Genomic DNA, 21,574 nt, shown 5'->3' with positions numbered 1-21,574 from the left:
ATAGGAGGATGCGCTCCTTCTCCGGCAGTGCTGGTTAACTGTCACGTGAGTCGAAGAGAAGGAGTGCGCATGTCCGGGTTGCCCGCGTCACCGAAACTACGGGTAAGTCTGCCCGATCAGAACCTGATGGAAGCACTCGAGCCGTCCGCCGGCGTCGAACTTTTGCTGTGGGATCTGACCGGACCGGCTCCGGCGGAGCGGATCGACATTGTGGTGCCGCCCTATATGGGCGGGCCGGGGGCGCTGTCGGCGCTGGACTCCGTGGACGTGGGGCTGGTGCAGAGCCAGTCGATCGGGTACGACGGCGTCGCGGCAGTTCTGCCCGCGGGGTGCCGTTTTGCGAACGCGGCCGGAGTGCATGAGACGTCGACGGCGGAACTTGCGGTGGGCATGATGATCGCCAGCCAGCGGGGGATCCCCGATTTTGTGCGGAACGCAGCCACGGGAACCTGGGGCAACTCCCAGCGCCCCAGCCTGGCCGACCGGCGCGTGCTGCTGGTGGGCTATGGCGGAGTGGGCAAGGCCATTGAGGCCAGGCTGCTGCCGTTCGAGACCGAGGTGACGCGGCTGGCCAGCCGCGGCCGCGACGATGAGCGCGGCCGGATTTACGGGATTGATTCCCTGTACGAGCAGTTGCCGCTGCACGACATCGTGGTGGTCAGTGTTCCCCTGAGCGAACAGACCCGGCACCTGGTGGATGCCCGGTTCCTGGCGGCGATGGCCGACGGCGCGCTGCTGGTCAACGTGGCGCGAGGGCCTGTGGCTGATACCGAGGCGCTGCTGCGCGAGACGTCCTCCGGCAGGCTCCGGGCGGCCCTGGACGTGACGGACCCGGAACCGTTGCCGCGCGACCATCCCCTGTGGAGCGTGCCGGGCGTCCTGATCACGCCGCACGTGGGCGGGGCGAGTACGGCCATGCTGCCGCGGATGGCGCGGCTCATCCGCAAGCAGATCGGGTTGCTTCAGGCGGGACAGGAACCGGTGAACGTGGTGCTGGGGGAGGCCAAGCCGTAGTCGGCGTCGTACGTACCCATTCGCCGTCGCGGAAGTACTGGAGGATGTCCGCGGGGCCATGCTGGCAGACAGGGCGGCTTCCGGCCCGCCGGGGCGGCGATAAAGTGGTGCCATGACTTTGGCAGCACAGAACAAGACGGCAGTAGTAACCGGGGCGAGCACGGGAATCGGCGAGGCCACCGTGCGCGCGCTCGCAGGCGCGGGCTGGCGGGTCTTCGCCGTCGCACGACGTGCGGAGCGGCTCGAGGAGCTCGCGGCCCAGACCGGCGCGGTGCCGTTCGCCGCGGACATCTGCAACGATGACGACGTCGCGGCCTTGCTCGCGGCGGTCACCGAGGCCGGGGGAGCCGATACCCTGGTCAACATCGCGGGCGGCGCCCGCGGTGCGGACACCATCGCCAATGCGAAGACCGAGGACTGGGACTGGATGCTGCAGGTCAACGTGCTGGGCACCATGAAGATCACGCGCGCGTTCCTGCCGATGCTGCGCGCCCACGGCGAGGGCACCGTGCTCAACCTGACCTCCACCGCCGGGCTCACTGCCTACGAGGGTGGCGGCGGCTATAACGCGGCGAAATATGCGCAGCACGCCATGACCGGCGCCCTGCGCCTGGAGGAAGCGGAAAACAACATCCGCGTGATCGAGGTGCTGCCCGGACTGGTCCGCACCGAGGAGTTCGCCCTCAACAGGCTTGGTGACGGGGCCGCCGCGGCCAAGGTCTACGCCGGCGTCGAGAAGCCCCTGATCGCGGACGACGTCGCCGACGTCGTCAAGTACGCGGTGTCCCTGCCGCACCACATCAACCTGGACGAAATCGTTGTCAGGCCAGTGGCGCAGGCGGCCACCCACAAACTGATCCGCAAGGCCGAGGCCTAACCGGCCGCCGGGACGTCGAGCCTCATCCCAGGGCGGAATGCCGAGTGGAGCGAGCGGCGCCGCTGCCGTTAGACTTGAGGCACAAGCTTTGACCCGGCCATCACCGGCGAGCTTCCGGAAGAACGCCCCCGCACTCTGAGGGTCAGTAGAACCGGACGGGTAAGCCCGTCACAGCAGCAATGAGCGGCCGACGCCGGACCCTCCACGGGAGGGCAGGCATCGGTAAGTGAGGTGGTACCGCGGTACCGGTGTTGTCGGAAGGCAACGCAGGCGCCGTCCTCGCATCCTGATAGACACGAACAGTCCACCAGCTCAGACCAGGATGACGAGATGACCCATTACCCCAAGGCCTCAGCGGCCTCTTCCGGCACGCACGGCGTGTCAGCTTCCGTGAAGTTCCCGGCGGTCGAAGAGCGCATCCTTAAGTACTGGGACGAAGACGGCACCTTCCAGGCAAGCATCGACCAGCGCGAGGCCGATCTTCCCGGTGGGACACACGGCAGCAACGAGTTCGTCTTCTACGACGGCCCTCCCTTCGCCAACGGACTGCCGCACTACGGCCACCTCCTCACCGGCTACGCCAAGGACCTCGTGGGCCGCTACCAGACCCAGCGCGGTAAGCGCGTGGAACGGCGCTTCGGCTGGGATACCCACGGCCTGCCCGCCGAGCTGGAAGCCATGAAGCAGCTGGGCATGACGGACAAGACCCAGATCGAAGCCATGGGCATCGACAAGTTCAATGACGCCTGCCGCGCCTCGGTCATGAAGTACGCCAACGAGTGGAAGGCCTACGTCACCCGCCAGGCCCGCTGGGTGGACTTCGACAACGACTACAAGACGCTCAACGTCGAGTACATGGAGTCGGTGCTGTGGGCGTTCAAGCAGCTGCACGAGAAGGGCCTGACGTACAACGGCTACCGCGTTCTGCCGTACTGCTGGAAGGACGAGACCCCGCTGTCCAACCATGAACTGCGCATGGACGACGACGTCTACAAGAACCGCCAGGACCCGTCCGTCACGGTGACCTTCCCCATCAAGGCGGGGGAGTCGGACGTCTCCAAGGCCCTGGAAGGCGTTCAGGCGCTCGCCTGGACCACCACCCCCTGGACGCTGCCCACCAACCTGGCGCTCGCCGTCGGGCCTGAGATTTCCTATGCCGTGCTCCCCGCCGGACCGAAGGGCGTGAAGGCCGCCTCCGCCGAGGCGCCGGTGAGCGGCAGCTTCCTGCTGGCCGCTGACCTGCTGGGCGCCTACGCCAAGGACCTGGGGTACGACGACGCCGCTGCCGCGGCCGCCGCCGTCACCGCCAGCTACACCGGCGCCGAGCTCGAAGACCTCGAGTACACCCCGCTCTGGAACGACTTCGCCGACGCCGAAAAGTACGGCACGCAGAACGCCTGGCGCATCCTGGTGGCCGACTACGTCACCACCTCCGACGGCACGGGCATCGTCCACCAGGCTCCTGCCTTCGGTGAGGACGACCAGAAGGTCTGTGAAGACGCCGGCATCCCCGTGGTGCTGTCCGTGGATGAGGGAGCCAAGTTCCTGCCGCTCTTCGTGCATGGAGAATTGGCGGAGATCGTGGGCCTGCAGGTCTTCGACGCCAACAAGCCCATCACCCAGGTCCTGCGCGCCGACGGCCGCCTGGTCCGCCAGGCCAGCTACGAGCACAGCTACCCGCACTGCTGGCGCTGCCGCAACCCCCTGATCTACCGTGCGGTGTCCTCCTGGTATGTGGAGGTCACCAAGTTCAAGGACCGGATGTCCGAACTGAACCAGGAGATCAACTGGATCCCGGGCAACGTCAAGGATGGCCAGTTCGGCAAGTGGCTCGCCAACGCCCGTGACTGGTCCATCAGCCGCAACCGCTACTGGGGCTCGCCCATCCCCGTATGGCAGTCAGACGACCCCGAATACCCGCGCACCGACGTCTACGGCTCGCTCGCGGACATCGAAGCGGACTTCGGCCGCCTGCCGCTGAACAACGACGGCCAGGTTGACCTGCACCGGCCGTTCATCGACGAGCTGACCCGGCCCAACCCGGACGACCCCCGGACCCCGGAAGAGGGCCAGTCCGTGATGCGGCGCGTGGAAGACGTCCTGGACGTCTGGTTCGACTCCGGCTCCATGCCCTACGGCCAGGTCCACTACCCGTTCCAGAACCAGGACTGGTTCGACACGCACAACCCCGCGGACTTCATCGTGGAGTACATCGGCCAGACCCGCGGCTGGTTCTACATGCTCCACATCCTGTCCACCGCACTGTTTGACCGCCCCGCGTTCCGCAACGTCATTAGCCACGGCATCGTCCTCGGCTCGGACGGCCAGAAAATGTCCAAGAGCCTGCGCAACTACCCGGACGTCTCCGAGGTCCTGGACCGCGACGGTTCCGACGCCATGCGCTGGTTCCTCATGGCCAGCCCCATCCTGCGCGGCGGCAACCTGGTGGTCACCGAACAGGGCATCCGCGACGGCGTCCGCCAGGTCATCCTGCCGCTGTGGAACGTGTACAGCTTCTTCACGCTGTACACCAACGCTGCGAACGGCGGCTCGGGCTACGACGCGAAGCTGCGCTACGACGGCTACACGGACACCATGGACCAGTACCTCCTGGCCAACACGGGGGACCTCGTCCGCGACCTCACGGACAAGCTGGACAGCTATGACATCTCCGGCGCCTGCGATGACCTGCGCGGCTACCTGGACATGCTGACCAACTGGTACGTGCGCCGCAGCCGCCAGCGCTTCTTCGACGAGGGCGCCGACGCCTTCGACGCCCTGTTCACTGCCCTCGAAGCCGTGTGCCGTGTCTCCGCCCCGCTGCTGCCGCTGATCTCGGAAGAGATCTGGCGCGGACTCACCGGCGGACGCTCGGTGCACCTGGCCGACTGGCCGGACGCCGCGCTGTTCCCGGCCAACGCCTCGCTTGTGGAAGCCATGGACCGCGTCCAGCAGATCTGCTCCACCGGATCCTCGCTGCGTAAGGCGGCCAACCTCCGTGTCCGCCTGCCCCTGCAGGAACTCACTGTGGTGGCACTCGGTGCGGATGCGCTGGAAAGCTTCGGCGCCGTCGTCGCCGATGAACTGAACCTGCGCTCCGTGCGCCTGCTCGACGCCGCCACGGCCTCCCCGGAGGAGTTCGGCATCGAGCAGAAGCTCGTGGTCAACGCCCGCGCGGCCGGCCCGCGCCTGGGCAAGAACGTGCAGCAGGCCATCAAGGGCTCCAAGTCCGGCGACTGGTCCGTCAGCGACGCCGGCGTGGTGACTGCGGGCGGGCTCGAGCTCGAACCGCAGGAGTACACGCTGGAAACGGTCGTGGCCGAATCCGCCACCGGGGCCTCCGCCTCCGTGGCCGTCCTGCCGGGCGGCGGCTTCGTGGTCCTCAACACCGAGGTTACCCCGGAGCTTGCAGCCGAGGGCCTGGCCCGCGACATGGTCCGCGCCATCCAGCAGGCACGCAAGGACGCCGGCTTCAACGTCAGCGACCGCATTCACACCACGGTGCTGGCCACGCACGAGACCATCGACGCCCTCCGCGCCAACGCGGAACTGGTCAAGAACGAGACCCTGTCCCTGGTGCTCGAACCCGTGGTGTCCGGCGACGCCACCGAGCCGCAGATCACCGTCAACAAAGTAGAGGCCTAATACATGAGCGACGAATTCTCCGTAGAGAGCGTCTACGCCGAGCTGCTGGGACGCGCTCCCGAGAACAAGATGGAGCCGCGTCTGGCCCCGCTGTTCCGGGCCATGGATGTGTTGGGGGAGCCGAACAGGGCGTACCCGATCATCCACATCACCGGCACCAACGGCAAGACCTCCACGGCACGGATGATCGAGGCCGGGCTGCGTGCCCACGGCCTCAGCACAGGCCGCTACACCAGCCCGCACCTGTCCAAGGTCACCGAGCGCATCAGCATCGACGGCGCCCCTGTCAGTGACGAGACCTTCGTGCGGATCTGGGATGAGATCCGGCCGTACCTGGAGATCGTGGACAAGGAACTCGAAGCGGACGGCCAGCCGCGGCTGACGTACTTTGAATGCCTCACCATCCTGGGCTTCGCGATCTTCGCGGACCAGCCCGTCAACGTGGCCGTCATTGAGGTGGGCCTTGGCGGCATCACCGACGCCACCAACGTCGGCGACGGCCAGGTCTCCGTGGTCACGCCCATCTCGCTGGACCACACGGACCTCCTGGGCGACACCACCGAGGACATTGCCCACGAGAAGGCCGGCATTATCAAGCCCGGCGGCTTCCTGATCAGTGCCGCCCAGCCGGTGGATGCCGCCCAGGTGCTACTGGACAAGGCCCGCGAGGTGGACGTGCCGTTCCGCTTCGAAGGCGTCGAATTCGGCGTCGAATCCCGCAGCGTTGCCGTCGGCGGCCAGGTCCTCACCGTCCAGGGCCTCGCTGGGCGCTACGAGGAGCTGCTGCTGCCCCTGCACGGCGCCCACCAGGCAGAGAACGCGGCCGTGGCCGTGGCTGCCCTGGAGGCTTTCCTCGGCGGCGGCGAAAGGGAACTCGACGTCGAAATCCTCCGCGAGGCGTTCGGCAATGTCACCTCGCCCGGCCGCCTGGAGGTGGTGCGCACCGCGCCCACCATCATCGTGGACGCCGCCCATAACCCGGACGGCATCAGGGTCTCCGCCGAGGCCATCCAGGAGGCATTCAGCTTCAGCAAGCTGGTGGTGGTCATCGGAATCCTGAAGGAGAAGGACGCCGAAGAAATCCTCCGGCAGCTCAAGGACTCCCTGGGCGGACTGGCCGGGGAATTCTGCTTCACGCAGTCCAAGTCGCCGCGCGCCATCCCGGCCGCCCAACTGGCTGATCTCGCCGTCGACCTCGGCTTCGGCGCGGACAATGTCCACATCGCCGAGAAGCTGGACGACGCCATCGAGTGGGCCGTGGAACGCGCCGAAGCCAACGACGACCTGGCTGGCGGCGTCCTGGTGACCGGCTCCATCACCGTGGTGGCCGAAGCCCGCATGCTGCTCGGGAAGGCGGACGCCTGACATGGCCAAACTCACCAAGGCACAGCGGGAATGGCGCCCGGGCATGCCCAAGAAGCGCCGTTCCACCAAGGTCATGTTCGCCTCCACGGTCCTGCTGCTGGAAGCCTTCGTGGCGTTCTTCGCCACCCTGGCTGTCTTCGGACTCAAACGCGGCGAAGTGGCACCGGGCCTGATCCTCGGCTTCGGCATTGCCCTCAGCGTGGTGCTGGTCCTCGCTTGCGCCGTGGTGCGCAAGCCCTGGGGCCTGGCCGTCGGCTGGGGCCTGCAGATCGTCCTGATCCTGACCGGAATCGCGGAGCCGATGATGTTCATCGTGGGCATCCTGTTCGCCATCTGCTGGTGGTACGGGATCCGCACCGGCATGAGGATCGACCGCGAGGTGGCCGAACGCGACCGCCGGCAGGCCGAATGGGACGCAGCCCACGGCGACGAAGCCGCCCCCGAAACCCCGTAAACTGGCTGGGAAACCCACCAACCACATTGGAGCAACTGTGAGCATTGAGCGGACCCTCGTCCTGATCAAGCCCGACGGCGTCGCCCGCAACCTCAGCGGCAACATCATCGCCCGGATCGAAGCCAAGGGCTACACCCTGGCTGAGCTGAAGAAGGTCAACGCCAGCCGCGGGCTGCTGGAGCAGCACTACGAAGAGCACGTCGGCAAGCCGTTCTACGAGCCTCTGGTTGAGTTCATGCTCAGCGGGCCGGTCATCGTGGCCATCTTCGAAGGCCACCGCGTCATCGAAGGCTTCCGCTCCTTGGCCGGCACCACGGACCCGTCGACGGCGGCGCCCGGCACCATCCGCGGCGACTTTGGCCGTGACTGGGGCCTGAAGGTCCAGCAGAACCTGGTCCACGGCTCGGACTCCGTCGAATCCGCCGAGCGCGAGATCGGCATCTGGTTCGCGTAGCCGCTGACCTTCCGCTCCTCTGGGAGCGCGAACGAACAGTTGAGGCCCCGTTTTCTTCAGAAAACGGGGCCTCAACTGTTCGTTCGCGCGGGTTGCCCGGGGTGTCCGGGGTGTCCGGGGTGTCCTGGAGGGCCGCTCAGTACCCGGAGGTGCCGGCGAAGACCTGGATGAAGGCGAAGAAGATGCTCGCGGCCACGGCCACGTAGAGCAGGGCTGTGATGATCCAGCCCGAATCGCCCAGCAGCTTTGCCAGCCCGGCGGGGGCCTTGATGACGCCGTGCGTGATGTTGCGGATGGTGACCCACACGAACAGCGGAATCATCATCGTCCACACCACCATGCAGAACGGGCATAGGACGTGGATGACATACAGGGCCTGGAACCACAGCCAGGCGACAAAGGCGAAGCCCAGGGTCACGCCGGCCTGCAGCCCCAGCCAGTAGCCGCGCGAGAACCGGGCGCCGGCCAGCAGGCCCATCGCCGTGGTGATGATGACGGCGAACGCCACAATCCCGATGAACATGTTGGGGAAACCGAAGACCGAACTTTGCCAGGTCTGCATCACAGCGCCACAGGAAACCCACGGATTCACATCGCACAGGGTGATGTGGCCGGGGTCCTTGAGCGTCTCAAGCTTCTCCAGGACCAGTGTGCCGGAGGCAAGCCAGCCGATGACGCCGGTGATCAGGAGGAGCCAGGCAAACGGTTTGTCGCGCACAGTCCTGGGCAGGACCTGGATGGCGGCGTCGTTCTGCCGTGCTGGCGGGGAGTCGTTGTGGGCCGGGGTTTCCCTGGCGGTGCTCGACATGGCGGATGCAGTCCTTTTCGGCAAGTCCCGGCGCGGCCGGGGATGGCTCTTGGGAGGATTCTAACGCTGCGTGCTGGGAGGCGCTCCCAGCCAGGACTTCCCGTGACGGCGGCCGCCCCGGAGGGGAGCCTACCTTCCCATTGCATGGGGGTGTGAGAGAATAGACATGGCCGGAAGCCGATCCACATGCGGACTCCGGTCCGGTGAGTTGTTCCCAAGACCGCCAACCATGAGCAGGGCATCCCCGGATCACATGATCCTCGGTCGGCCCGCCATGTGAATGGACGGCACCTGGTTGTGGCAACAGAACAACGGGTTTCAGGACAACGCCACCGGCCTTCCAGGCCTGCCGCACCCCTCTGCTGGTGCGAGCCGGGAGGCAAACTACCGACTTCTGTCGAAGCCCGAGGGTTTTGACAATATTTGCCCCTCTGGGCGCCGGATGTGGCGGCACCGCAAGGGGCAGGAGCGTTGCCACATATGGATAATGACCAGGTAGTAGCCGTTAACGAAGAAGCGGCATCCGCAGAAACCGCGGAAGCACCGAAGAAGACCACCAGGACCCGGCGCAAGCCCGTGCCCAAGGCGGCAGCGGCCGAAGCGCCAGCCGCCGAGGTGCCAGCCTCCGAACCGGCTGCAGAAGAAGCAGCAGTCAAGGCGCCTGTCCGCCGCAGCCGCGCCCGCAAGAGCGTCGAGCCGGCAGAGCCGCTCCCCGTTTTTGCCGCGGACGCAGCGGAAGCTGCTCCGGAAACCGAAGCCGCGCAGGAAGCCGAGCCGGCCGCCGTGCCCGCCGCAGCCGAAACCGCGGCCGAAAAGCCGGCCCGCCGCCGTCGTGCCACCACCGCGAAAGCCAAGGCTGCCGAAGCGGCTCCCGTCGAGGAACCCGCTGTTGAAGCCCCCGCTGAAGAGGCACCGGAAGCGGCAGTTCCTGTGGCTGCTGCCGCCGAAGAAGCTCCGCTTGACGAAACCCCGGAAGAGAAGGAAGCAGCCAGCGCCGCAGCGTCCCTGTTCCTCGAACCGGTCACCATCACCTCCATGATCTTCCAGGCGCCCGATCTGAGCACCGTCGCCCGCCCCGTCGTCGTCGAAGACGAGGACAGAGAAGCCGAAGAAGCGGAGGAAGGCGAGCTCGAGGATGCCAGCAGCCGCCGTCGCCGCCGCAGCCGTGGCCGCCGTGGCCGCCGTGGCACCGAGCGTGAGGAAGGCGAGGCCGAGGACGCCGGCGAGTCCGACGACGACGCCCCCGCCGCGGAAACGCTCGAGGACGGCGTGACCTCCCGCCGTCGCCGTCGCCGCCGCCGTGGCGACCAGGACCTGGAACTGACGGGCGGCTCGGACGACGATCCGCCCAACACGGTGACCCGTGTGCGCGCTCCCCGCGTGATCTCGGAGCCCACCAGCTCCAGCCGCGTGACCAGCGTCAAGGGCTCCACACGCCTTGAGGCCAAGAAGCAGCGCCGCCGCGAATCCCGCGAGACCGGACGCCGCCGCCAGGTCATCACCGAGGCCGAGTTCCTGGCCCGCCGCGAGTCCGTGGACCGCCAGATGATCGTCCGCCAGCGCGACGACAGAATCCAGATCGGCGTCCTGGAGGACGGCGTGCTCGCGGAGCACTTCGTGTCCAAGACGCAGCAGGACTCCCTGATCGGCAACGTCTACCTGGGCAAGGTCCAGAACGTGCTGCCGTCCATGGAAGCGGCCTTCGTGGACATCGGACGCGGCCGCAACGCCGTGCTGTACGCCGGCGAGGTCAACTGGGATGCCGTCAACCTGGAAGGCCAGCCGCGCCGGATCGAGAACGCGCTCAAGTCCGGCGACTCCGTCCTGGTGCAGGTCACCAAGGACCCGGTGGGCCACAAGGGTGCCCGCCTGACCAGCCAGATCTCCCTCCCGGGCCGTTACCTGGTGTACGTGCCGGGCGGTTCCATGACCGGCATCTCCCGCAAGCTGCCCGACGTCGAGCGCAACCGCCTCAAGCGCATCCTCAAGGACCGCCTGCCGGAGAACGCCGGCGTCATCGTCCGCACGGCCGCCGAGGGCGCGTCGGAGGAAGAGCTGACGCACGACATCAACCGCCTCCGCGCACAGTGGGAAGGCATCGAGGGCCAGGCCACCTCCACCAAGATCCTGGCTCCCGAGCTGCTCTACGGTGAACCTGACCTCACCATCAAGGTGGTCCGTGACGTCTTCAACGAGGACTTCTCCAAGCTGATCGTCTCCGGTGACGAGGCCTGGGACACCATCGAGGCCTACGTGACCTATGTGGCGCCGGACCTGGTGGGCCGCCTCGAAAAGTGGACCAAGGACCAGGACATCTTTTCCGCATGGCGGATCGACGAGCAGATCCACAAGGCCCTGGACCGCAAGGTCTTCCTGCCCTCCGGCGGCTCCCTGGTGATCGACCGCACCGAGGCCATGACCGTGGTGGATGTCAACACCGGCAAGTTCACCGGCAGCGGCGGCAACCTCGAAGAGACCGTCACCAAGAACAACCTGGAAGCGGCCGAGGAAGTCGTCCGCCAGCTGCGCCTGCGCGACATCGGCGGCATCATTGTGATCGACTTCATCGACATGGTGCTCGAGTCCAACCGCGACCTCGTGCTGCGCCGCATGGTGGAGTGCCTGGGCCGCGACCGGACCAAGCACCAGGTGGCCGAAGTGACCTCGCTGGGCCTGGTCCAGATGACCCGCAAGCGCATGGGCACCGGCCTCCTGGAGGTCTTTGGCGAGCAGTGCGAGCACTGCGCAGGCCGCGGTGTGGTGACCCACGACGAACCCGTGGAACACCGCCGCGCCAACGTGGTTGCCGCCGAGCACCACCGCCCGCACACCGAGTCCCAGCCCGGAGCCCGCACGGACCGCAAGCGCCGCCGCGGCAAGGGCGGGCTGGCAATCGACACCTCCGCGGCACCGCAGGCTCCGGCTCCGGCTCCGGCCCAGGCTGCTCCTGCGGCACCGGCCGCAGCGCACGAAGCTGTTGATCCCGTACGGCAGGCGAAGGCCGAGGCAACCCGTGCCGCACTCGCGAACATCGCGGCCGCCGCACACGCCGCGCACCTGCACGACGACGAGCTGCACCAGGCTGCCGCTGCCGCCGCGGCTCCGGCTGCGGGACGGCCTGCGGAAGCCGGCGACGCCGGTGCCCACGATGCGCGCACGGCACCTGTGCTGCGTTTCGGCGGCGAGGAAGTCGCGCTGCCGTTCGTGGACCACTCCGAGGAAGCTGCGCCCAGTGCGCCGGCCATGAGCCTGGACCTCCTTGCCGAGGCCTTCCAGCACTTGGGCGAAGCCCCGGCTGCCGAAGCCCCGGTTCCGGCCACCGCGGCGCCAGCCGCTCCGGCTCCGGCCACGGAGGCTGAGGAAGCCCAGGTCTCGTCCCGCTCCCGTGGCCGGCGTGGCCGCCGCAACCGCAGCGCCAGCCGCGCCCAAGGTGCAGCCAACGAGACCATCGTGGAGCACCACGACGTGGCCCCGACCGCCTCGGGCGGCACCACGCACGAGGCCAAGGCCCCGGCAGCCGTGCAGGCGCCGGTCAAGACGCCGCAGTCCAGCGAACCGATCATCCTCGGCGTCGGCGTCCCTGCCTCCGAACTCTAGGCAGGCCGTTCCGAAGCAATACCGGGCCCCGGCAGGCTCCGCCCAGCGCGGACCTGGCCGGGGCCTTGCCGTGTCCGGGGTCGTGTGTGCAGGCTCCTGCACCACGGTTCTGCACCATGGTTCTGCACTATGGGTTTTGCACCACGGTTCTGCCCGCTCCCGTTCAGGGCCCCGGGGTCACAATGTCCGGGCAATCCTGGGGCGCCGGAAGTGTCGGCTACGCTAGGGATCTGACACGGGGTGCCGGGCACAAAGCCTGGCTGAGATCCAGACCCGTTGAACCTGTCCGGTTAGCACCGGCGAAGGGATGTCTTCCATGACTTCAACGTCCTATTCGACTGTCTACCCGCTTGCCTCCAGGGGCCGCCGGATCCCCAGGGTGCTCAGCATCGCCGGTTCCGATCCCTCCGGCGGGGCTGGCATCCAGGCGGACCTGAAAAGCATCGCGGCCAACGGCGGCTACGGCATGGCCGCCGTCACTGCCCTGACCGCCCAGAACACCCGGGGTGTCACCGGTGTCCACGTGCCGCCGGTGGAATTCCTGCGCCAGCAGCTTGAGGCCATCAGCGACGACATCGCGGTGGATGCCGTCAAGATCGGCATGCTCGGAGACACGGCCGTCATTGACGAGGTCCGCCGCTGGCTCGAAAAGGTGCGGCCCGCCGTCGTGGTCCTTGATCCAGTCATGGTGGCCACCAGCGGCGACCGGCTGCTGCGCGAATCGGCCGAGACGGCCCTGCGGACCCTGCTTCCGCTGGCAGACCTGATCACCCCCAACCTGCCGGAGCTGGCCATGCTGCTGGGCGAGCCGGAGGCCTCCGACTGGGCTACGGCCCTGGACCAGGGCAAGCGGCTCGCCGCGGAATGCGGCAACACCGTCCTCGTCAAGGGCGGGCACCTGCCCGGCACGGAATGCCCGGATGCACTGGTCAACACCACCGGGCTGCTCCGGCAGGACGTGGTGGAAGTCACCGGTGCCAGGGTCCACACCCGGAACAGCCACGGGACGGGGTGCTCCCTGTCCGCGGCCATGGCCACGGCCCAGGTCCGCCACGGCGACTGGGAAGCGTCCCTGCAGGAGGTCAAGCCCTGGCTACAGCAGGCACTGGCCACGTCCGGAAGCCTCGAGGTGGGCGCCGGCAACGGCCCCGTCAACCACTTCCATCACCAGGAACACGTATTGACGCCGGGGGAGTATGCGGCCCAGCTATGGCGGGACGCCTCGCCCGAACTCCAGGCCATCTACGGACTGGACTTCATCCGCGGGCTGCAGTCCGGGGATTTGCCTGAGCGTGAATTTGCCTACTACCTTGCGCAGGACGCCCTGTACCTCAACGGCTACTCACGGGTCCTGGCCAGGGCCGGCGCGCTGGCCCCCACGGAGGCCGAGCAGCTCTTCTGGGCCCGGGGATCCCAGCAGTGCCTGGAGGTGGAGTCGGAGCTGCACCGGAACTGGCTGGCCGGCAGGAACGCGGAGGCGGCCACCGGCCCCGTCACCAAGTCCTATGTTGACCACCTTCTGGCCGCGTCGGCGTCGGGCAGCTATGCCGTGCTCCTCGCGGCGATCCTGCCCTGTTACTGGCTGTACGCGGAGGTGGGGCAGCAGCTCCACGGCGCCTACGTTGAGGCCGGAGCCTCTCTGGAGCACCCCTACGCCGACTGGCTGCGGGCCTATGCGGACGAGGACTTCGCTGCCGCCACCCGGCAGGCCATTGACTTCACGGATGCTGCCGCCCGGGCCGCTTCCCCGGCGGAGCGGGCAGCCATGGGCGAGGCCTTCGCCTGGTCCTGCCGCTACGAGACTGCGTTTTTCGACGCCCCGCGGCTGCACGCCTGAGCGGTGAACCCCAGCCGCGGGCGGCGCACGCGGCAGGCTGCAAGACAGGCCGCTCCGCGCGTCGCAGGCGCCGATCCAAACTTAATGGGCGGAAGGATGTAGGCTGTATGGGCACGGTACCGGACGCAGTGATGCCAGCTTGTGGTGATCATCACCTGGCGGCCTCCGGACCTGGCCTCAGTTGCAGCCGAAGGCCAAACTAGCGTAATCTAGATCTTCGGTGCTTACGCCAACACTTGGGTTATGCCCCTTGGAATTGTTCATGGGATGACTCACGGGCTTCGATCTGAAGTCCACGGCGTTGAGGCACAGCGGGAACCAGGCCGGTTTCGGTTCAAGGTTCCGCACGCAAATTTAGTAAGAAACGTCGAGAGAAGTGAGTGCCCAAGTGGTGTACGCGATTGTCCGCGCAGGCGGCCGCCAAGAAAAAGTTTCCGTTGGAGACTACGTAACGCTGAACCGCGTCCCCGGTGGAGCCGGCAGCACGCTTGAGCTGCCCGCCTTGCTCCTGGTTGACGGTGACAAGGTCACCTCCGCCGCTGCGGACCTGGCCAAGGTCAAGGTTACGGCCGAGATCCTCGAAGACCTCCGTGGTCCGAAGATCGTCATCCAGAAGTTCAAGAACAAGACCGGCTACAAGAAGCGCCAGGGTCACCGTCAGGAACTGACCAAGATCAAGATCACGAGCATCAAGTAACTTCTGTTACTTCGTTCCGGTTTTCAGTTTCCCCAGAAATTTAAAGGCAGGCATTTCAAATGGCACATAAAAAAGGCGCGAGCTCCACTCGCAACGGTCGTGATTCCAACGCTCAGTACCTGGGCGTAAAGCGCTTCGGTGGCCAGGTTGTTTCCGCAGGCGAGATCATCGTCCGCCAGCGTGGCACCCACTTCCACCCGGGCGCCGGCGTTGGCCGCGGTGGCGACGACACCCTGTTCGCCCTGCAGGCAGGTGCGGTTGAGTTCGGTACTCGCCGCGGCCGTCGCGTAGTGAACATCGTTGCTGCTGCAGCTGCAGAGTAACAACAAGTTCTGAACCGGTGGAGCGGGCCAACAGGCCCGCTCCACCGTTCTTTTAACCGCATTACAATCGACTAGGAAGCCTCCGGGCGTCTGGTTACAGCAATAGAGGAGATCCACGTGGCGAGCTTTGTAGACCGGGTAGTCCTGCACGTATCCGGCGGTACCGGCGGCCACGGCTGTGTCTCTGTCAAGCGGGAGAAGTTCAAGCCGCTTGGCGGTCCCGACGGCGGCAACGGCGGCGACGGCGGCGACGTTATCCTGCGCGTGGACCACCAGACCACCACGCTGCTTGACTACCACCACGCCCCGCACCGCCACGCCACCAACGGCGGCCCGGGCATGGGCGACTGGCGCGGCGGCAAGAACGGCGAAACCCTCATCCTGCCCGTGCCGGACGGCACAGTCGTCAAGACCAAGGACGGCAAGGTCCTGGCCGACCTCGTGGGCGAAGGAACCGAATACATCGCCGCAGCAGGCGGCCAGGGTGGCCTCGGCAACTCCTCGCTGTCCTCGCAGAAGCGCAGGGCCCCCGGCTTCGCGCTCCTCGGCATCGAAGGCGAATCCAGCGACATCGTCCTGGAACTGAAGTCGATTGCAGACATCGCGCTGGTGGGCTTCCCGTCCGCCGGCAAGTCCAGCCTCATCGCTGCCATGTCCGCCGCACGGCCCAAGATCGCCGATTACCCCTTCACCACCCTGATTCCCAACCTGGGCGTTGTGGAATCCGGCGATGTCCGCTTCACCATTGCCGACGTCCCCGGCCTCATCGAAGGCGCCAGCGAAGGCAAGGGCCTGGGGCACAACTTCCTGCGCCACGTTGAGCGTTGCGCCGCGCTGGTCCATGTCCTGGACTGCGGCACCCTCGAATCCGATCGGGACCCTCTCTCGGACCTCGCCATCATCGAGGCCGAGCTGGACAAGTACGCCGTGGACATGAGCTACGCCGGTGTTGACGGCGAAGTGGTTCCCTTGAACGCACGCCCCCGCCTGGTAGTCCTGAACAAGGTGGACCTCCCGGACGGCAAGGACATGGCCGAGTTCGTGCGTCCTGACCTGGAAGCCCGCGGCTACCGCGTCTTCGAAGTCTCCGCGACCAGCCACGAAGGCCTGCGCACGCTCGGCTTCGCCATGGCCGAGATCGTCAAAGCTGCCCGCGACGCCGTCGCCACGGCCCCGCCGAAGGTTGCCCCGCCGGTGCTGCGTCCCCGCGCCGTCAACGAGTCCGGTTTCCGGATCCGCCGTGAAGAGAAGAACCTCGAGCCGCTGTTCCGCGTCCTGGGCGAGAAGCCGGTCCGCTGGGTCAAGCAGACCGACTTCACCAACGAGGAAGCCATCGGCTACCTCGCGGACCGCCTGGCCAAGCTCGGCGTCGAAAACGAACTATTCAAGGTCGGCGCCAAGCCGGGCGACACCGTGGTGATCGGCGAGGACGACGGCGTCGTCTTCGACTGGGAGCCCACCATGATGGCGGGCGCCGAACTGCTGGCCACCCCGCGCGGCACCGACATCCGCATCGCCGATATCGGCGACCGCCCCACCCGTTCGCAGAAGCGTGAGGAGCAGATCGAGCGCCGCGAGGCCAAGGCTGCCGCACGTGCGGAACTGGAAGCCGAACGCAAGGCCGGCATCTGGACCGAATCCGTCAGCCGCCGTCGGGCCGCCGCAGCCCAGCCCCTGAAAGAAAGCAGCCTGGACACCGGTGATGACGCCTAGGACCACTGAGTCCCCGAAGCCCACTGAAGAAGCCGAACGCGCGGCCCTGGCCGGTGCCAGGCGGATTGTGGTCAAGGTCGGCTCCTCGTCGCTGACCAGCATCAAGGGCGGCATTTCGGAGAAGGCGCTGACCGCCCTGGTCAACGCCCTCGCCGAGAAGCGCAACGCCGGCACGGAAATCATCCTGGTTTCCTCCGGCGCCATCGCCGCGGGCCTTGCCCCGCTGGGCCTGGCCAAGCGGCCCAGGGATCTCGCCACGCAGCAGGCTGCCGCGAGCGTGGGCCAGGGGCTTCTCATGGCCCGGTACACCCAGGCCTTCGGCGCGCACGGCGTGACCGTCAGCCAGGTGCTCCTGACCGCCGATGACCTCATGCGCCGCACCCAGCACACCAACGCCTTCCGGGCACTGGACCGCCTGCTGAACCTCGGGGTGGTGCCGGTTGTCAACGAAAACGACACAGTGGCCACGCACGAAATCCGCTTCGGCGACAACGACCGCCTTGCGGCACTCGTGGCGCACCTTGTCCGGGCCGACGCACTCGTGCTGCTCTCCGACGTCGACGCCCTCTACGACGGCCCGCCGTCGCAGGGTGCCAAGCGCATCCCCCTGGTCCGGGGTCCCCAGGACCTTGAGAACGTCACCATCGGCAAGGCCGGCAAGGCCGGGGTGGGCACCGGCGGCATGATGACCAAGGTCGAGGCCGCGTCCATCGCCGCCGGATCCGGCATCCATGCCCTCGTGACCTCGACGGCGAATGCCGCCGCCGCGCTGGCGGGGGAGGACGTGGGAACCTGGTTCGCTGTCAACGGCAACCGCAAGCCCGTCCGCCTGCTGTGGCTCGCGCACCTGGCGTCCGTACAGGGACGCCTGCTGCTCGACGACGGCGCCGTCAAGGCCGTGCGCGACCGCCACACCTCGCTGCTTCCCGCCGGCGTTTCCGGCGTGGACGGCGAATTCGAGGCGGGCGATCCCGTGGAGATGGTTGCCCCCGACGGCACGGTGGTGGCCAGGGGCCTGGTGAACTATTCCTCGGCGGAGCTTCCGCGCATGCTGGGACGTTCCACCAAGGAACTCGGCAAGGCCATGGGCCGCGGATATGACCGCGAAGTGGTCCATGTTGACGACCTCGTGCTCGTTTAGCGGCGGGGCTCCACTAAACTTGGAACATGACTGAAGCGCTCACGCCCGATAGCCCTGTGATTTCCGACGCTGTTGTGTCCGGCCTTGCCGGCATTGCGCCGGAAAGCCCTGCTGCCGCAAGCGAGCCGCTGACGCCGGAATCCATCGAGTCTGCGGTCCATGCCATTGCCGACCGTTCGCGCAAGGCGGCCCGCCGCATGGCCCAGGCCAACCGTGCCTGGAAAGACCGCGCCCTGCGTGCCATCGGCGCCAAGCTGCTGGAAAACCAGGCAGGCATCCTGGCCGCCAACGCGAAGGACGTCGCCGCGGGCCGCGAGAACGGTACCTCCGCCGCGCTCCTGGACCGGCTCACCCTGACCCCTGCCCGCATCGACGGTTTGGTGGCCGCCCTGGAAAACCTGGCAGGCCTCCCTGACCCCGTGGGCAACGTGGTCCGGGGCCAGACCCTCCCGAACGGACTGCGCCTTCGCCAGGTCAACGTCCCCATGGGTGTGGTGGCCGCCATCTACGAGGCCCGCCCCAATGTCACGGTGGACATCGCCGGGCTCGCCCTCAAGAGCGGCAACGCCGTCATCCTGCGCGGCGGTTCCGCCGCCGCCCACACGAACTCCGCCCTGGTGCTCATCCTGCGCGATGCGCTGGAGTCCGTGGGCCTGCCCGCCGACGCCGTCCAGACGGTGGACCAGTACGGCCGCGACGGCGCCAACGTGCTGATGCGCGCCCGTGGCCGGGTGGACGTGCTGATCCCGCGCGGCGGACGCGAGCTCATCCAGACAGTCGTGATGAACTCCGCTGTTCCGGTCATCGAGACCGGCGAGGGCAACGTGCACATCTTCATCGACGAGTCCGCCGGCGAGGAAATGGCCGTGGACATCCTGCTCAACGCCAAGACCCAGCGCCCCAGCGTCTGCAACACGGTGGAGACCCTGCTGGTGCACTCGCGCTCCACGGTGCTTCCCGCCGTCGCGTCCGCCCTGCGGGCCGCGGGCGTCACCCTCCATGTGGACGGCCGCGTTGCCGCCGCCCTGGGCAGCGAGGTCGAGACCGTGCCGGCCGACGACCAGGACTGGGCCACGGAGTACATGGATCTTGACCTGGCGGTGGCCATGGTGGACAACCTGGATGAAGCCGTCCAGCACATCCGCAGGTGGACCACCGGCCACACCGAGGCCATCCTGACCAACGACCTCGCCAATGCCGAGCGGTTCATCGCGGAGGTCGATTCCGCGGCGGTCATCGTGAACGCGTCCACCCGTTTCACCGACGGCGGCGAGCTCGGGCTCGGTGCCGAGGTCGGAATCTCCACGCAGAAGCTGCACGCCCGCGGTCCCATGGGCCTTACGGAACTGACCACCACCAAGTGGATCGTCCAGGGTGAAGGCCAAGTCCGCGCCTGACAACGCGGTAACATAGAACAGAAGTCCGCGAACGGCAGGAAACTCCGCCGTCGAAAATTTTTGAGAACTCACTAGGGGAGAAAATGCTGTTCCAGCAGATCGCCACGTCAATCGCCGCGCAGACCGAAGGTGGTCATGAACGCGCCCCGCTGTGGGCCGAGCCGTGGGTCTTCTTTGTCGCGATGTTCACCATTCTGCTGGTCCTGATGTTCGTCACGCTGTCCTACTCCAACCTCGGCAAGCGCAACGAGATTGCCGAAGAGCACTCGGATCCGCACCGCCAGCACCCCAACAAGCACACCCACCGGCAGGGCCACTAACATTATTGCCGCATCACGGCGCGGGGAGTCGGAGCGCAGGCTCCGGCTGGGCGTGATGGGTGGAACCTTTGATCCCATCCATCACGGCCACCTCGTGGCTGCCAGTGAAGTTGCCGCCAAGTTCGATCTCGACGAAGTCGTATTCGTGCCCACGGGCCAGCCTTGGCAGAAGACCAGCAAGCACGTCAGCGAACCGGAACACCGGTACCTGATGACGGTCATCGCCACGGCTTCAAACCCCAACTTCACGGTGAGCCGCGTGGATGTGGACCGCCCCGGTCCCACGTACACCATTGACACCCTCCGGGACCTCAAGACCCTGCGCCCGGATGCCGATCTGTTCTTCATCACCGGAGCAGACGCCCTCGCGCAGATCCTGTCCTGGAAAGACGTGGACGAGCTCTGGTCCCTGGCGCACTTCGTCGGCGTCACCCGGCCGGGACATGTCCTTGACGACATGGGCCGTGAGGACGTCAGCCTCCTCGAAGTCCCCGCCATGGCCATCTCCTCCACGGATTGCCGCGCCCGCGTGGGTTCCGGCAACCCGGTCTGGTACCTGGTGCCGGACGGCGTGGTGCAGTACATCGCCAAGTATGGGCTGTACGCAGCACAGCCCGGGGCGGGAGAGCCGACGCTCGTCCTGTCCGGATCAGACGACCAAGCACGTACTGAATGAGTTTTGAATGAGCCAGCAACAGCCACCCATCCGTAGCAGACGCGAGCTCCGCCGCGCCCGGGATGAGCGCCTCGAGCAGGAGCCGGGCGCCGGTGGCCCCGAAGCCCCCGACGCCGAAGCCCCCGACGCCGGTGCTGCCGGTGCTACTGTCTCGGGCGGCGTGTCGGAGGCCTCCTCGCAGCCTGTTACAGGCAGGGTTCGCCGCGTGGCTGGGGCCCCTGTTGACGCTGTCACGTCGTCGCCTGCAACTGAACGATCCTCGCAGATCCGCGCGCGCGACCGTGCTGCGCTGCGCACCATCAAGGAACTCGCGGACAAGGAAGAGCAGCTGTCCGGCGGGGGGCCGCCCACGCGGCGCCAGCTCCGCCTGCAGCAGCTCCAGGCGGAGATTGCCCCGGCAACCTCCGCAGTACCCACGGTGCCGGGCGCGGCTGTGCATGGTTCGGTTGCGCCCGCTGCGGTTGCCGGCGGCAGCGACGCGGGCAAGGACGGCGACGGCAGTTCGAGCCCTGCAGCGGCCGCAGCCAAGCCGGCTGCGCCCGTAACGGGACCGACGCCCGCGGACATGTCCGTTGAGCAGGCCTTGGCCGTCCGTCAGCTCATCGCCGCCCAGGTGGAGAACCAGGCGGCGAAGCTTGAACACATCGCCGAGGAAGACCCGCTGGCTGTGGATCCTGAGATCCTGGCCCAGCAGATCGCCCTGGCGGAGCGCGCCGCTGTCCTGAACCGGCGGGCCGCGGCCAAACAGAAACTTGCCGAGCAAAACCAGCTTCCGGCGCCCGTAGCGGCGGATCCTTCGGCGGCCAGCAACCTGGCCATGGTCACGCCCCTCGAATTCGTCAAGGTTCCCGGCGTGGACCGGCCGGTCATGAAGCCGCCCAGCACCACCTTCGTGCCGGTCATTACTTCGCAGGGACCGGCTCTTGAGTCCGTCAAGCCATCGTCGGTCAAGCCGGCCAAGCCGGGCCCGGCACGGGGCCGCGCAGGCGTCCTGGCGCGTGCCGAAGCTGCGGCGAAGTCGGCGCAGAACCGCCCTGCGTCGGCGGCTCAGGCCGGCGAAGACGAGCCCCTGCATTCCCCGATTGCGGCCAGTTCGGCATACGGTCTGGAGCCGTTGGACGCCAACACTGCAGGCCTGGGCCGCGCCCAGCGTAACCGGATGATCCAGTTGCTCGTGCTTGCCCTCGGAATCGTCGCCCTGGTTGCAGGCGTCGTCATGATCACCAGCGGCATTTCCCGCTGACACAACGGCTTAG

General features: G+C 67.2%; 17 protein-coding genes and 1 riboswitch. Of the genes, 16 read left to right on the top strand and 1 reads right to left on the bottom strand.

Annotated features, from left to right (window positions below; genetic code table 11):
* Window positions 1-69 precede the first annotated feature (69 nt).
* From J1902_RS12250 to ndk, 6 genes are all read left to right on the top strand, one after another.
* On the top strand, window positions 70-1,014 hold the full coding sequence (locus tag J1902_RS12250) for a 2-hydroxyacid dehydrogenase (RefSeq protein WP_207616532.1): 945 nt from the start codon (window positions 70-72) through the stop codon (window positions 1,012-1,014).
* 112 nt (window positions 1,015-1,126) lie between these two features.
* Window positions 1,127-1,891: an SDR family oxidoreductase gene (locus tag J1902_RS12245; protein ID WP_207616531.1), complete on the top strand. Its 765-nt coding sequence runs from the start codon at window positions 1,127-1,129 to the stop codon at window positions 1,889-1,891.
* 330 nt (window positions 1,892-2,221) lie between these two features.
* The gene (gene ileS / locus J1902_RS12240) at window positions 2,222-5,536 is read left to right on the top strand and encodes an isoleucine--tRNA ligase (protein WP_207616530.1); all 3,315 of its coding nucleotides are present in this window, start codon (window positions 2,222-2,224) and stop codon (window positions 5,534-5,536) included.
* 3 nt (window positions 5,537-5,539) lie between these two features.
* Window positions 5,540-6,901: a bifunctional folylpolyglutamate synthase/dihydrofolate synthase gene (locus tag J1902_RS12235; RefSeq protein ID WP_207616529.1), complete on the top strand. Its 1,362-nt coding sequence runs from the start codon at window positions 5,540-5,542 to the stop codon at window positions 6,899-6,901.
* Between the two features lies 1 nt (window position 6,902).
* Complete coding sequence (locus J1902_RS12230; protein ID WP_207616528.1) at window positions 6,903-7,355, top strand: DUF4233 domain-containing protein; 453 nt, start codon at window positions 6,903-6,905, stop codon at window positions 7,353-7,355.
* A 37-nt stretch (window positions 7,356-7,392) separates the two neighbouring features.
* Window positions 7,393-7,809 (top strand): nucleoside-diphosphate kinase, encoded by a 417-nt coding sequence (gene ndk / locus J1902_RS12225; protein WP_207616527.1) that lies wholly within the window; start codon window positions 7,393-7,395, stop codon window positions 7,807-7,809.
* Between the two features lie 136 nt (window positions 7,810-7,945).
* Here the strand turns inward: ndk and J1902_RS12220 are convergent, their stop codons facing one another.
* Window positions 7,946-8,617, bottom strand: coding sequence for a vitamin K epoxide reductase family protein (locus J1902_RS12220; protein ID WP_207616526.1), 672 nt, complete (start codon window positions 8,615-8,617; stop codon window positions 7,946-7,948).
* 480 nt (window positions 8,618-9,097) lie between these two features.
* Between J1902_RS12220 and J1902_RS12215 the strand changes: the two genes are divergently transcribed.
* From J1902_RS12215 to J1902_RS12170, 10 genes are all read left to right on the top strand, one after another.
* Window positions 9,098-12,214: an Rne/Rng family ribonuclease gene (locus J1902_RS12215; protein WP_207616525.1), complete on the top strand. Its 3,117-nt coding sequence runs from the start codon at window positions 9,098-9,100 to the stop codon at window positions 12,212-12,214.
* Between the two features lie 226 nt (window positions 12,215-12,440).
* Window positions 12,441-12,539: riboswitch (TPP riboswitch) on the top strand.
* Window positions 12,531-14,051, top strand: a complete 1,521-nt coding sequence (gene thiD, locus J1902_RS12210; protein ID WP_207616524.1) for a bifunctional hydroxymethylpyrimidine kinase/phosphomethylpyrimidine kinase — start codon at window positions 12,531-12,533, stop codon at window positions 14,049-14,051. It overlaps the preceding riboswitch by 9 nt.
* A gap of 388 nt (window positions 14,052-14,439) precedes the next feature.
* Complete coding sequence (rplU, locus tag J1902_RS12205; RefSeq protein ID WP_207616561.1) at window positions 14,440-14,748, top strand: 50S ribosomal protein L21; 309 nt, start codon at window positions 14,440-14,442, stop codon at window positions 14,746-14,748.
* A gap of 59 nt (window positions 14,749-14,807) precedes the next feature.
* The gene (gene rpmA, locus J1902_RS12200; RefSeq protein WP_003803426.1) at window positions 14,808-15,071 is read left to right on the top strand and encodes a 50S ribosomal protein L27; all 264 of its coding nucleotides are present in this window, start codon (window positions 14,808-14,810) and stop codon (window positions 15,069-15,071) included.
* Window positions 15,072-15,188: 117 nt separating this feature from the next.
* Complete coding sequence (gene obgE / locus J1902_RS12195) at window positions 15,189-16,784, top strand: GTPase ObgE (RefSeq protein WP_207616523.1); 1,596 nt, start codon at window positions 15,189-15,191, stop codon at window positions 16,782-16,784.
* On the top strand, window positions 16,774-17,925 hold the full coding sequence (gene proB, locus J1902_RS12190) for a glutamate 5-kinase (protein WP_207616522.1): 1,152 nt from the start codon (window positions 16,774-16,776) through the stop codon (window positions 17,923-17,925). Before obgE ends, proB begins: the two co-directional genes overlap by 11 nt.
* Window positions 17,926-17,951: 26 nt before the next feature.
* Window positions 17,952-19,322: a glutamate-5-semialdehyde dehydrogenase gene (locus tag J1902_RS12185; protein ID WP_207616521.1), complete on the top strand. Its 1,371-nt coding sequence runs from the start codon at window positions 17,952-17,954 to the stop codon at window positions 19,320-19,322.
* Between the two features lie 83 nt (window positions 19,323-19,405).
* Complete coding sequence (locus J1902_RS12180; RefSeq protein WP_207616520.1) at window positions 19,406-19,642, top strand: hypothetical protein; 237 nt, start codon at window positions 19,406-19,408, stop codon at window positions 19,640-19,642.
* 4 nt (window positions 19,643-19,646) lie between these two features.
* Complete coding sequence (gene nadD, locus J1902_RS12175) at window positions 19,647-20,318, top strand: nicotinate-nucleotide adenylyltransferase (RefSeq protein WP_307794440.1); 672 nt, start codon at window positions 19,647-19,649, stop codon at window positions 20,316-20,318.
* A gap of 7 nt (window positions 20,319-20,325) precedes the next feature.
* Entirely contained in the window at window positions 20,326-21,561 is a 1,236-nt protein-coding gene (locus J1902_RS12170) for a hypothetical protein (protein ID WP_207616518.1), read from the top strand.
* The last annotated feature ends 13 nt before the right edge of the window (window positions 21,562-21,574 follow it).

The sequence above is a fragment of the Arthrobacter cavernae genome (assembly GCF_017368795.1).
Classification (GTDB): domain Bacteria; phylum Actinomycetota; class Actinomycetes; order Actinomycetales; family Micrococcaceae; genus Arthrobacter; species Arthrobacter cavernae.
Note: the sequence above shows the minus strand (reverse complement) of the source record. Positions and strands in the feature narration are given on the sequence as shown.